The sequence below is a fragment of the Alteromonas sp. AWJ4_197 genome (genome assembly GCF_056160285.1).
Genome location: NZ_JBSWWW010000004.1, coordinates 138,717 through 151,234, shown reverse-complemented (window position 1 = coordinate 151,234; position 12,518 = coordinate 138,717). Strand labels below are relative to the sequence as shown.

10 protein-coding genes are annotated in these 12,518 nt (G+C 46.8%); 6 read left to right on the top strand and 4 right to left on the bottom strand.

What is annotated here, in order from left to right:
* Positions 1 to 102 precede the first annotated feature (102 nt).
* Together efpL and ACXAGC_RS09900 are read left to right on the top strand one after the other, a co-directional pair.
* Entirely contained in the window at positions 103 to 678 is a 576-nt protein-coding gene (gene efpL / locus ACXAGC_RS09905; RefSeq protein WP_119501438.1) for an elongation factor P-like protein EfpL, read from the top strand.
* Positions 679 to 825: 147 nt separating this feature from the next.
* Positions 826 to 1,155: a hypothetical protein gene (locus ACXAGC_RS09900; RefSeq protein WP_474844249.1), complete on the top strand. Its 330-nt coding sequence runs from the start codon at positions 826 to 828 to the stop codon at positions 1,153 to 1,155.
* Between the two features lie 35 nt (positions 1,156 to 1,190).
* Here ACXAGC_RS09900 and yfaE read toward each other — a convergent pair whose 3' ends face one another.
* From yfaE to ubiG, 4 genes are all read right to left on the bottom strand, one after another.
* Positions 1,191 to 1,463: a class I ribonucleotide reductase maintenance protein YfaE gene (gene yfaE, locus ACXAGC_RS09895; RefSeq protein ID WP_303574717.1), complete on the bottom strand. Its 273-nt coding sequence runs from the start codon at positions 1,461 to 1,463 to the stop codon at positions 1,191 to 1,193.
* An 18-nt stretch (positions 1,464 to 1,481) separates the two neighbouring features.
* On the bottom strand, positions 1,482 to 2,612 hold the full coding sequence (gene nrdB, locus ACXAGC_RS09890) for a class Ia ribonucleoside-diphosphate reductase subunit beta (RefSeq protein WP_474844248.1): 1,131 nt from the start codon (positions 2,610 to 2,612) through the stop codon (positions 1,482 to 1,484).
* A 71-nt stretch (positions 2,613 to 2,683) separates the two neighbouring features.
* Positions 2,684 to 5,011, bottom strand: a complete 2,328-nt coding sequence (nrdA, locus tag ACXAGC_RS09885) for a class 1a ribonucleoside-diphosphate reductase subunit alpha (RefSeq protein WP_474844247.1) — start codon at positions 5,009 to 5,011, stop codon at positions 2,684 to 2,686.
* Between the two features lie 421 nt (positions 5,012 to 5,432).
* Positions 5,433 to 6,140, bottom strand: a complete 708-nt coding sequence (gene ubiG, locus ACXAGC_RS09880) for a bifunctional 2-polyprenyl-6-hydroxyphenol methylase/3-demethylubiquinol 3-O-methyltransferase UbiG (protein ID WP_474844246.1) — start codon at positions 6,138 to 6,140, stop codon at positions 5,433 to 5,435.
* A gap of 290 nt (positions 6,141 to 6,430) precedes the next feature.
* Here ubiG and gyrA point away from each other — a divergent pair, with 290 nt between their 5' ends.
* The 4 genes from gyrA (at position 6,431) to cmk (ending at position 12,398) form a co-directional block, all read left to right on the top strand.
* Positions 6,431 to 9,124: a DNA topoisomerase (ATP-hydrolyzing) subunit A gene (gyrA, locus tag ACXAGC_RS09875; protein ID WP_474844245.1), complete on the top strand. Its 2,694-nt coding sequence runs from the start codon at positions 6,431 to 6,433 to the stop codon at positions 9,122 to 9,124.
* 90 nt (positions 9,125 to 9,214) lie between these two features.
* Positions 9,215 to 10,300 carry a 3-phosphoserine/phosphohydroxythreonine transaminase gene (serC, locus tag ACXAGC_RS09870; protein ID WP_474844244.1) on the top strand — a complete coding sequence of 362 codons (1,086 nt, stop codon included), beginning with the start codon at positions 9,215 to 9,217 and terminating at the stop codon, positions 10,298 to 10,300.
* 4 nt (positions 10,301 to 10,304) lie between these two features.
* Positions 10,305 to 11,585 (top strand): 3-phosphoshikimate 1-carboxyvinyltransferase, encoded by a 1,281-nt coding sequence (gene aroA / locus ACXAGC_RS09865; RefSeq protein WP_474844243.1) that lies wholly within the window; start codon positions 10,305 to 10,307, stop codon positions 11,583 to 11,585.
* Between the two features lie 138 nt (positions 11,586 to 11,723).
* Positions 11,724 to 12,398, top strand: a complete 675-nt coding sequence (gene cmk / locus ACXAGC_RS09860; protein ID WP_119501431.1) for a (d)CMP kinase — start codon at positions 11,724 to 11,726, stop codon at positions 12,396 to 12,398.
* Positions 12,399 to 12,518 lie beyond the last annotated feature (120 nt).

The following is a 12,518-nucleotide window of genomic DNA, read 5'->3' as shown; positions in this document are numbered from 1 at the left end:
GACATTTAAAACGCTTTCTTACCGACGAGAAATCGCGGAAAATAGAGGCTTTCCACTCCTGATCGGGCCTGTTGGTCTGATTTACTAATACAGGGAACCGCCATGCCTAAGGCAAGTGAAATTAAAAAGAATAACACCATCATTTTTGACGGTAAGACATGTATTGTCAGAGATATTGACCGTTCTGTACCACAGGGCCGTGCAGGCGGCAGCATTTATCGTATGCGTATGTACGATGTGGTAAGCGGTGCAAAATATGATGAAACATTTAAGGATTCTGACATGCTGGAAATGGCTGATTTAGTGCGCCGTCCAGCAATGTTCTCTTACATCGACGGCGATGAATATGTATTCATGGATAAAGAAGATTACACACCTTACCATCTGAATAAAGACAGTATTGCTGATGAAGCTTTGTTCATTAACGAAGAAACTGACGGTATTCAGGTTCTGGTTGTAAGCGAAGTGCCGGTAGCGCTTGATTTACCCATGAGTGTTGAACTGGAAGTGGTAGAAACGGACCCTTCCATTAAGGGAGCCTCTGCGACGTCCCGTACCAAACCCGCTACTCTGTCTACCGGTCTGGTTGTTCAGGTGCCGGAGTACATCAGTACCGGCGAGTGGATCAAAATCAACACCGAAGAACGTAAGTTTCAGAGCCGTGCCGATAAGCACTGACAGCATACGGTTCAGTAGCCATAAAAGTCAGGTGGCTGTTGTTACCTTGTAATATTGTGTTATTTTTAACCAGTCCTGCAGGTATTGATTGCCCACAGGATTAACATCAGTACACACTCAACTGCGTAAAAGGAAAGACATATGAAAATGACAAAACAACTCTCATCATTACTATGCATTGGTCTGTTTACCTGCGTTCTTGGCGCATGTAGCGAAGAAAAACAGGAACAGGCTGAAGACTCAATGACTAAAGCAAAAAGTGCCGCCAGCAGTGCATTTGATGATGCAAAAAATGCAGCATCTGATCTGGCAGATAAGACAGAGGAATTTGCTGAAGATGCAGCAGATAAGGCGGAAGACTGGACAGACGGTGCCAAAGATAAAGCTGAAGAGTGGGCCGACGATGCCGGTAATGCTATTGAAGACGGCTGTGAAAAAATGAAAGATAAAATGGATCTGGAAGATAAGGATTGCTAAAGATTCATTCCTGATAATGCGTTAAGTCAGGTAAGTTAAAGCGGAACATCTATTTTGATGTTTGTTACCGGCTTACAGCAACAGGGCAGTATTTCATCGTCGTCAATAAAGGCGAGGGGGTCTGTGGTATATTCCACCGACCCTTCTATCAATTTAGTCCGGCAGGCTCCGCAGAATCCGTCGCGGCAATGATAATGACAAGCGACACCTGCGGATTCTAAAGATTCCAGCAGTGTTTTATCCGGTACGGCATCAACACACCCCGTATCGACAATATCGATACGAAGTGTGGATTCAGGTTTTCCCATTAACGGGGAAGGTAGGAATTACAATTCAAAATCGGCGAAGTCATCTTCGCTGACTGAAGAGTCAATCTGACCAACCAGATAGGAACTGATCTCTGATTCCTGAGGCGCAACCTGTACATTATCTGAGTTCAGGTAGTTGTTCATCCACGGCAGTGGATTACTTTTCACTTCGTATGGTGCGTCAAAGCCAATAGCGGTCATACGCTGATTCGCGATGTATTCCACGTACTGACACAGAATTTCCTTATTCATACCGATCATTGAGCCGTTCTTGAACAGGTAATCAGCCCATTCCTTCTCCTGCTCAACAGCGCTGATGAAGATCTGGCGTGCCTCTTCATGGCACTCTGCAGCGATTTCTGCCATCTCAGGATCGTCCTTGCCTCTGGCCCACAGGTTCAGCACGTGCTGAGTAGAGGACAGGTGCAGGTTTTCATCACGGGCAATCAGACGGATAATTTTTGCGTTACCTTCCATCAGCTCACGCTCAGCAAACGCGAAGGTGCAGGCAAAGGACACATAGAAGCGAACCGCTTCCAGGGCATTAACTGAATTCATGCACAAGTACATTTTCTTCTTTAGAACACGCATGTTCACTTCGTACACTTCGCCGTCGACGGTATGAACGCCTTCACCTTGTGTCTGCCACAACTGTGTGTGGAAAATCAGATCATCGTAGTATTTAGAAATATCAGCAGCACGGCGCTTGATTTGCTCGTTAACCACGATGTCTTCAAAAATTGCACTCGGATCGGAAAACAGGTTACGAAGAATATGAGTGTAAGAACGGGAGTGAATCGTCTCAAAGAAAGACCAGGTTTCAATCCAGGTTTCCAGCTCCGGTAATGACACGATGGGCAGGAATGCAATATTCGGACTGCGGCCCTGAACGGAATCCAGCAAAGTTTGATATTTCAGGTTGGAAATAAAAATATGCTGCTCAGGCTCTGTGAGTTTCTGGAAGTCTACACGGTCACGCGTAACGTCAACTTCTTCCGGTCGCCAGAAGAAACTGATTTGTTTTTCAATGAGTTTTTCGAAAATGCTGTGCTTCTGCTGATCGTAACGGGCTACGTTAACAGGGTTACCGAAAAACATAGGCTCGACGAGAGGATTGACGCTTTGTTGATTAAACGTTGTGTATTTCATAACTGCGATAGTACTCAGAACAGATTTATCAGTTAAAAACGGAAGAAACCAGGGCAAGCCCTGGTTTATCGTTAAATTTTACATGCACCGCCGGCACAGTCGTCGTCTTCTTCAATCACAGCGGTTTGCGCCTGTGCTTGAGGTTTCGCCTGGCCTTGTTTGACTTCCATTGAGCTGGTGTCGGTGTTGCCGTCACGGGTGTTATGATAATACAGTGTTTTCACACCCAGCTTGTAAGAGGTCAGCAGATCTTTGAGCAGCAACTTCATCGGTACCTTACCGCTTTCATATTTGCCCGGATCGTAACTGGTGTTAGCAGAAATAGTCTGGTCAATGAATTTCTGCATAATACCAACCAGTTGCAGGTAACCGTCATTGGACGGAATATCCCACAGCAGTTCATAGGCATCTTTCAGATTTTCATATTCAGGAACAACTTGCTTCAGTACACCATCTTTACTGGATTTAATGCTGATATGACCACGGGGCGGCTCGATACCATTGGTTGCATTGGAAATCTGCGAAGACGTTTCAGACGGCATCAGCGCAGACAGCGTAGAATTACGTAGTCCGTGCTCCATCATTTCAGCGCGCAGGCCTTCCCAGTCCATGTGTAAGGGTTCATTACAAATGGCGTCCAAATCTTTTTTGTAGGTATCGATAGGCAGAATACCTTTAGAGTAGGTGGTCTCATTAAATTTAGGACACGCACCTTTCTCTTTTGCCAGATTCACAGACGCTTTCAATAAATGATACTGCATCGCTTCAAACGTACGGTGAATAAGCGGGTTTGCGCTGAAGTCAGAGTACTTCACGCCGTTCTTCGCAAGATAATAAGCGAAGTTGATAACACCTATACCCAGCGTACGACGATTCATAGTGGCATGGTATGCCGCCGGAACAGGGTAATCCTGATAGTCGAGCAGGCTGTCCAGTGCACGCACAGCAAGGTCGGATAATTCTTCGAATTCATCCAGAGATTTAATCGCGCCTAAGTTAAATGCTGACAGCGTACACAGTGCGATTTCGCCGTTTTCGTCGTTTACGTGCTCCAACGGCTTGGTCGGCAGCGCGATTTCAAGACACAGGTTGCTCTGACGGACAGGGGCAATAGCCGGGTCAAACGGGCTGTGAGTATTACAGTGGTCAACGTTTTGCAGGTAGATACGGCCGGTTGAAGCACGCTCCTGCATAAACAAACTGAACAGTTCCATGGCTTTAATTTGCTTCTTACGAATGGAGTCATCCTGTTCATATTTCACATACAGCTCTTCGAACTTGTTCTGATCAGCAAAGAAAGCATCGTACAGACCGGGTACATCAGACGGGCTGAACAGTGTGATGTAGCCGTCTTTCATCATACGCTGATACATCAGCTTGTTGAATTGCACGCCGTAGTCGAGATGACGTACGCGGTTTTCTTCAACACCACGGTTATTTTTCAATACCAGCAGTGATTCAACTTCCATGTGCCATAGCGGGTAGAACAACGTCGCTGCACCACCACGAACACCGCCCTGAGAGCAGCTTTTTACCGCAGTCTGGAAGTACTTGTAGAAAGGAATACAACCTGTGTGGAAAGCTTCACCACCACGGATTGGACTACCCAGTGCACGAATGCGACCAGCGTTTACACCAATACCGGCACGCTGACTCACGTATTTTACGATGGCGCTGGCGGTGGCGTTGATAGAATCCAGACTATCACCGGTTTCAATCAGTACGCATGAGCTGAACTGACGGGTAGGGGTGCGCACACCGGACATAATCGGTGTAGGCAGAGAAATCTTGAATGTCGATGTTGCATCGTAAAAACGGCGGACATAATCAAGACGGGTTTCTTTCGGGTAGTCAGCGAACAGGCAGGCGGCTACCAGAACATACAGGAACTGGGCACTTTCATAGATGTCGCCGGTAACACGGTTTTGTACCAGATACTTACCTTCAAGCTGCTTAACAGCAGCATAACTGAAGGTCATATCACGCCAGTGATCGATGAAATCATCCATCGCCTCAAATTCAGCCTGGGTGTAGTCAGACAACAGGTGCTCGTCATACTTACCCTGTTCAACCATCTTTTTAACATGATCAAACAATTTAGGCGGCTCAAACTGTCCATATGCTTTTTTACGCAGGTGGAAGATAGCCAGACGGGCTGCAAGATACTGATAATCAGGCGCATCTGTTGAAATAAGATCGGCTGCAGACTTGATCAATGTCTCGTGGATTTCGCCGGTCTTTATACCATCGTAAAATTGGATCTGAGCTTTGATTTCTACCTGAGAAACAGAAACGTTATTTAACCCTTCTGCTGCCCACGTGATCACTTTATGGATCTTATCTAACTCAATGACTTCTTTTTCGCCATTGCGTTTAGTGACATACAAGTTGTTGTTCATTTGTACTGGCCGTTAGTTTGTTAGCGCATGAAGCAAGGGTTGGCACCCTTTTCATCTTTATAAAATTGAATTTGCTAAGCCTTGAAAGCTTGATCCAGCAGAGATCCCTTACTGCCTGGCGGGATCCCGTGTTTTTGTACTACTTTATTGTTCTAAAACACCCGTCGGACAAGACACAAGATAGTGAGGTTTGCGTGGTTTTGCAACCCAATATCTGGTGGTTTATCCAGCGATCAAAACGGTGCCTGAAAAAGGTTAGTGGTAACTCACCTATGAGCGGCATGATTAAGCCAAATCAGACAGATGCAACCATTTTTTACTTTTTTTGATCGCCGGTTAAAAAGTTTTAATCGCTCAAAGCGGGTTGGTTACAAATACGACATATAGCGTAATATTTATTCTTAAATACTATATATAGTGTTTACTGTAGGCTTTTTTGCGTATGGACGATATAGTTCACATCGATGTTTTTGTCCGATAAGTAGAACTGGCGGCTTAGCGGATCCATATGCAGACCTGTGGTGTTTCTGGCAAACAGATCAACCTTATCGGTCATTGCCATTAATTCTGAAGGCTTAATGAAACGGGCATGCTGATGCGTGCCTTTTGGTACCAGCTTGAGGATATATTCGGCACCAACGATGCCCATCAGCCAGGATTTCACATTTCTGTTTAAAGTAGACAGAAATACATGACCACCGGGCTTAACCAGCCTGGCGCAGGCAGCGATGATCGATGCCGGATCGGGAACGTGCTCGAGCATTTCCATACACGTCACCACATCGAACTCTCCGGGTCTTTGTTCTGCAAAGTCTTCTGCAGAAACACACTGATAATCGACTTTTACACCGGATTCGAGACCATGAAGTTTAGCAACCTCTAAAGAAGCAGACGCCAAATCAATACCGGTAACATCAGCACCCAGTTTAGCCATGGATTCTGCAAGAATGCCGCCGCCACAACCAATATCCAGCACTTTCTTTTCAAACAGACCATCACAGTGCTGCTGCACAAAATCAAGTCTTAACGGGTTGATTAAGTGCAGGGGTTTGAATTCACTTTCGGTATCCCACCAACGGGAGGCCAGTTCACTGAATTTGGCAATTTCTTGTTCATCGACATTCGACATACTGGTGCTCGTATTATCAGATAGAGGAGATTGATTTTGATAAATACGATACATGATCAAAGCAGTAAAAGGGACGATTTGTGTATTAAAGTGGATTAATTGCGTGAAAAGTAATCGGTTGGTAATAACAGCCCCATTTGCGGGTATTAAGCGCTACATAAATCTGTCATCCGGTGATACACTCAATGATTACTTGTAAAACCCATAATAAGAAAGCGCTGTTCTTAGCTGCATTTAAAAGTGCGTGACATTGGATACGCTTGAACTTGAATCAAGGGACATAGCAGTTTATGACTGATAACGCTAAAGAAATTCTCCCCATAAATATCGAGGAAGAGCTTAAAAACTCCTACCTTGATTATGCGATGAGCGTTATTGTCGGGCGAGCATTGCCTGACGTAAGGGACGGCCTCAAGCCGGTTCACCGCCGCGTACTCTTCGCGATGAACGAACTCAAAAACGACTTCAATAAACCGTATAAGAAATCTGCCCGTGTGGTGGGTGATGTTATCGGTAAATATCACCCTCATGGTGACAGTGCGGTGTACGACACCATCGTACGTATGGCGCAGCCATTCTCTTTACGCTACATGCTGGTAGACGGGCAGGGGAACTTCGGTTCTGTAGACGGCGACTCTGCCGCGGCAATGCGTTATACCGAAGTACGTATGGCTAAAATTGCCCATGAGTTACTGGCGGATCTTGATAAAGAAACCGTAGATTTCGTACCTAACTATGACGGTACAGAGCAAATTCCTGAGGTTTTACCTACTAAGGTACCAAACCTGCTGGTAAACGGCTCCTCCGGTATTGCCGTTGGTATGGCAACAAACATTCCGCCCCACAACCTCACTGAAGTGGTCAACGGCTGTATCGCAATGATAGAGAATCCTGCCGTTACCATTGAAGAGCTGATGCAGCATATTCCGGGTCCGGATTTCCCTACTGCGGCGATGATCAGTGGTCGTAAGGGTATTGATGATGCTTACCGTACCGGTCGTGGCAAAATCTATCTGCGTGCCAAAGCAGAAATAGAAACCGACAGTAATGGTAAAGAAACCATCATTGTTAATGAGATCCCTTATCAGGTAAACAAAGCCCGTCTGATTGAAAAGATCGCTGAACTGGTAAAAGAAAAACGTATCGAAGGTATTTCTGCCCTGCGTGATGAGTCTGACAAAGACGGTATGCGCATTGTTGTTGAAGTAAAACGCAACGAGTCGGCGGAAGTACTGCTTAACCACCTGTATGCCAATACCCAGCTACAAACAGTATTCGGTATTAATATGGTGGCACTGGATAACGGTCAGCCTAAAGTATTTAATCTCAAGGAAATGCTAGAGGCGTTTATCCTTCACCGTCGTGAAGTGGTTACCCGCCGTACGGTATATGAACTGCGTAAAGCGCGGGACCGTGCCCATATCCTTGAAGGTCTTGCCATCGCACTGACCAATATCGATCCTATCATTGAGCTTATCAAAGCTTCGCCGAGTCCGTCTGAAGCAAAGAAAGCTTTGGTTGCGCAGGGCTGGAACCTGGGTGATGTTGCTGACATGCTTGAGCGTGCCGGTGATGATGCAGCCCGTCCGGACTGGCTGACGCCGGAATTTGGTATCCGTGACGGCAAGTACTACCTGACAGAACAACAGGCACAGGCCATCCTTGATCTGCGTCTTCACAAACTGACTGGTCTTGAGCACGAAAAGATCCTTGATGAGTACAAAGAGTTACTCGCTATCATCGCTGAATTGCTGCACATTCTGCGTAGCCCTGAGCGTCTGATGGAAGTGATTCGCGAAGAGCTCGAAAAAGTTCGTGATGAGTTTGGTGATGAACGTCGCACAGAGATCACGGCTGCAAGTCATGACATTGATATTGAAGATTTGATTGAGCAGGAAGACGTTGTTGTGACGCTGTCCCGTGAAGGCTATGTGAAATATCAGAAACTGACTGAATATGAAGCACAGCGTCGTGGTGGTAAAGGTAAGTCAGCGACGAAGATGAAAGATGAAGATTTCATTGAGCGTCTGCTGGTTGCGAATACCCACGACCACATCCTGTGTTTCTCTACCCGTGGCCGTCTGTACTGGTTGAAGGTTTATCAGTTACCATTTGCCAGCCGGAACGCCCGTGGTAAACCGATTGTGAATATTCTGCCGCTGGAAAATGACGAGCGGATCACTGCCATTCTGCCTATCAAAGAATTTGAAGAAGGCAAGTTTGTACTCATGGCGACAGCCAACGGTACGGTGAAAAAGACTGATTTGAGTCTGTACTCCAGACCGCGCTCCAGTGGTATTATTGCCGTTAACCTTAATGAAGGCGATGAACTGATTGGCGTATCAATCACCCACGGTGATGACGACATCATGCTGTTCTCTGACGAAGGTAAAGTGGTTCGTTTTAACGAAAAACTGCGCGACTCAGAAACAGGTGAAGTAAAACGTGATCCGGAAACCGGTGAAGAGTTGCAGGCTCTGCGTCCTATGGGCAGAACGGCAACGGGTGTTCGCGGTATTAAACTGCAGGAAGGTCAGCGTGTGGTATCTCTGATTGTTCCCCGTGGTGACGGCGCCATCCTTACTGCAACTGAAAACGGTTATGGTAAACGTACGCCCCTTGAAGATTACCCGGCTAAGAGTCGTGCGACTCAGGGCGTGGTGTCTATCAAAGTGTCAGAACGTAACGGTAAAGTTGTCGGCGCTGTACAGGTTGATGAAACCGACGAAATCATGCTTATCAGCAACATGGGCACACTGGTACGTACCCGTGTCGGTGAAGTGTCTACGGTTGGCCGTAACACCCAGGGTGTACGTCTGATCAGAACTGCTGATGATGAGAAAGTAGTAGGTCTTCAACGTATCGAAGAAGTGATCGACGAAGAACTTGAACTGGAAGAAGGCGGGGTAAACACCGCTGAAGAAGCATCTGCTAACAATGATGCCGCTGTCTCAGACAGCGATAAGCCAACGACAGAAGAATAAGCCGGCGCGCTGTTAACTGCAGCGCGTTTTAACTCTTATTCAACAAGCGGCTTTTGCCGCTTGTTGTGTTTACAGGTGTTGAAATAATCTATGAGTAATGTATTTAACTTCAGTGCTGGACCCGCAATGTTACCTGCAGAGGTCATGCAGCAGGCACAGGCGGAATTTCTGAACTGGCGTGATTCAGGCTGTTCTGTCATGGAAGTCAGCCATCGAGGCAAAGATTTTATTGAAGTTGCCGCTACCGCAGAGCAGGACCTGCGCGACTTACTGGCCGTACCGGACAATTACAAAGTACTTTTTGCCCATGGTGGCGGCCGAGGACAGTTTGCCTCTGTGCCGCTGAACATCTCTCAAACCGGTGACACATCTTTGCACATGGTTACCGGCTCCTGGTCGAAAGGGGCCGTTGCTGAGGCATCTAAATACAACAATGCCAAAGTGATTGGTGAAACCATCGAGATTGACGGACTGAAATCAGTCGCAAGAGTCAATGCCGGCGATGTTGACCAGAATGCGGCTTACCTGCATTTTTGCCCCAATGAAACCGTTGATGGTATTGCTTTTGACTGGTTACCTGAGGCAGGTAAGGTACCGCTGGTATCTGATATGTCTTCTTGTATTTTGTCGCAACCACTGGATGTGGCTGCACACGGTATTATTTATGCCGGCGCACAAAAAAATATCGGTCCTTCCGGTTTATCGGTATTAATTGTTCGCGACGACCTTATCGGTAAAGCGCGTAAAGAAACCCCGTCCATTTTCGATTTTGAATTGATGGCTAATCACGATTCAATGTATAACACACCGCCCACTTTCTCATGGTATCTGGCGGGTCTCGTGTTCAAATGGTTGAAGAACAATGGTGGCCTGAGTGCCATGCAAAAACGCAACGATGAGAAAGCAGCGTTACTTTACAGTGCTATCGATAACAGTGATTTCTACTCAAACCCGGTGCATCCTGACAACCGTTCTAAAATGAATGTGCCTTTCCATCTGGCAGATGACGGCTTGAATCAGGCATTTTTAGAACAAGCTGAAGCTGCCGGACTGAAAGCGTTGAAAGGGCACCGCTCTGTGGGCGGGATGCGCGCCAGTATCTACAACGCAATGCCGGTTGAAGGTGTTGTGGCACTGGTTGAATTTATGCAGCAATTTGAAAAGCAAAACGGGTGAGTCAGTGGAGCAGTTAACATTACAACCAATTTCCCGTGTAGACGGAGAAGTCAACGTACCGGGGTCTAAGAGTTTATCTAACCGTGCTCTGTTACTTGCAGCGCTGGCAAAAGGTGAGACAACACTGACTAATTTGCTGGACAGTGATGATATCCGCCACATGCTGGTCGCCCTGGAAAAGCTGGGTGTGACTTACACACTGAGTGAAGATAAGACTGAATGTACGGTTACCGGTATTGGCGGAAAATTCAACGTTGCCGGTGAAACCGAATTATTTCTTGGCAATGCAGGAACGGCAATGCGCCCGTTGTGTGCTGTCCTTGCTGCCAGTGATGTGCTGGTTACACTGACCGGCGAACCACGTATGGAAGAGCGTCCAATCGGCGATCTGGTTGATGCCTTGCTGGAAGCCGGTGCTGATGTCACATATCTTAAAAATACCGGTTATCCGCCGCTTAAAATTGCCGGTAAACCGTTGTCGGCAAAAGAAGTTAGCGTGGATGGAAGCGTATCCAGTCAGTTCCTGACCGCAATATTAATGGCTGCGCCGTTATTCGTTTCTGATACGCTGATAAAAATTAAGGGGGAGCTGGTTTCTAAACCCTATATCGATATTACGCTGGATACCATGGCCAAATTCGGTATTGTCGTCACTAACAATGACTACACCTGCTTCGAGGTTAAGGGAAATCAAACTTACACTTCTCCGGGTCGTTTCATGGTTGAGGGTGATGCATCATCGGCCTCTTACTTCCTGGCTGCTGCTGCAATTAAAGGCGGTACGGTGAAAGTTACCGGCATTGGTCGTAAAAGTATCCAGGGTGACGTACGTTTTGCTGATGTACTTGAAGCGATGGGAGCGAAAGTTGAATGGGCGGATGAGTCAGTGACTGTCACCGGTGCACCGTTAAAAGGTGTGGATATGGATATGAATCATATTCCTGATGCAGCCATGACTATTGCTACCACAGCGCTGTTTGCTGAAGGGCCGACGTCTATCCGTAATATCTACAACTGGCGGGTTAAAGAAACGGATCGCCTGCATGCAATGGCTACTGAGTTACGTAAATTGGGCGCCGAAGTGGACGAAGGACACGATTACATTACCGTGCAACCTTTGAAATCACTGAAGCATGCTGAAATCGATACGTATAATGATCACCGTGTGGCAATGTGCTTCTCTCTTGTAGCACTTAGCGATACGCCGGTCACTATTAACGATCCGCGCTGTACAGCCAAAACCTTCCCAGACTACTTCACCCGATTCGCGACAATTTGTCACTAATTTGTCGCTAACTGTCAGGAAAATGACAGCTTTCTAAGTTAAAACAATGCTGCCTGTTCTTACAGGCAGCATTGCTTATCATGCCAAGGTGCGTATAATTGCGCGCGATTTAATAACCTTTTAACAAGTGGAGCAGGTATGCAACTGATCCCCGTCGTCACGGTTGACGGACCAAGTGGAGCTGGTAAAGGAACCCTGAGCAGTTTACTTGCAAAAGAACTTCAATGGCATTTTCTGGATAGTGGCGCAATATACCGCGTTCTGGCTGTTGCAGCATTACACCACGATTTACCCGTGGATGATGAAGCTTCTGTTGTGCCGCTGGCAACCGGTCTGGATGTCAGCTTTGAAACAAACGGCGAAGCTAACCGCATTATTCTGGAAGGCGAAGATGTGACTGATGACATCCGCACTGAACAGGTAGGCGCTGTAGCATCACAGGTAGCCGCGTTACCCAGGGTCCGTGAAGCATTATTGCGTCGCCAGCGTGCCTTTCAGCAGGCGCCCGGCCTGGTTGCTGACGGCCGTGACATGGGCACGGTGGTGTTTCCTGATGCGGTTGTAAAACTGTTTTTAACAGCCAGCGCTGAAGCCAGAGCTGAACGGCGATATGCCCAGTTGAAAGAGAAGGGCATGGATGTTAATATTGCGCGCCTTTTAACCGATATCAAAGCACGTGATGAACGTGATACGCAGCGGGCAGTTGCCCCTCTGGTACCGGCTGAAGATGCGGTAGTAATAGATTCTACTCACCTGGATATTACGCAGGTGTTTGAAAAAGCGATGGAAGTTGTGAGATCGAAGGTTCGCTGATTTAAGCGCAGCCTCTTTTTTTCGTTCCATTATTTTGATATGTCGACACAGGACGTGACGACTTTTGTTAGCAACCCCACGTTAGCCGGACTGTAATGTGGATGTCAACTTTTAAAATTT

What these genes read in the sequence shown, in the direction of transcription:
- cmk (WP_119501431.1), top strand. Translation starts at nt 11,724, where the DNA reads ATGCAACTGATCCCCGTCGTCACGGTTGACGGACCAAGTGGAGCTGGT.
- ubiG (WP_474844246.1), bottom strand. Translation starts at nt 6,140, where the DNA reads ATGTCGAATGTCGATGAACAAGAAATTGCCAAATTCAGTGAACTGGCC.
- nrdB (WP_474844248.1), bottom strand. Translation starts at nt 2,612, where the DNA reads ATGAAATACACAACGTTTAATCAACAAAGCGTCAATCCTCTCGTCGAG.
- efpL (WP_119501438.1), top strand. Translation starts at nt 103, where the DNA reads ATGCCTAAGGCAAGTGAAATTAAAAAGAATAACACCATCATTTTTGAC.
- nrdA (WP_474844247.1), bottom strand. Translation starts at nt 5,011, where the DNA reads ATGAACAACAACTTGTATGTCACTAAACGCAATGGCGAAAAAGAAGTC.
- ACXAGC_RS09900 (WP_474844249.1), top strand. Translation starts at nt 826, where the DNA reads ATGACAAAACAACTCTCATCATTACTATGCATTGGTCTGTTTACCTGC.
- gyrA (WP_474844245.1), top strand. Translation starts at nt 6,431, where the DNA reads ATGACTGATAACGCTAAAGAAATTCTCCCCATAAATATCGAGGAAGAG.
- yfaE (WP_303574717.1), bottom strand. Translation starts at nt 1,463, where the DNA reads ATGGGAAAACCTGAATCCACACTTCGTATCGATATTGTCGATACGGGG.
- serC (WP_474844244.1), top strand. Translation starts at nt 9,215, where the DNA reads ATGAGTAATGTATTTAACTTCAGTGCTGGACCCGCAATGTTACCTGCA.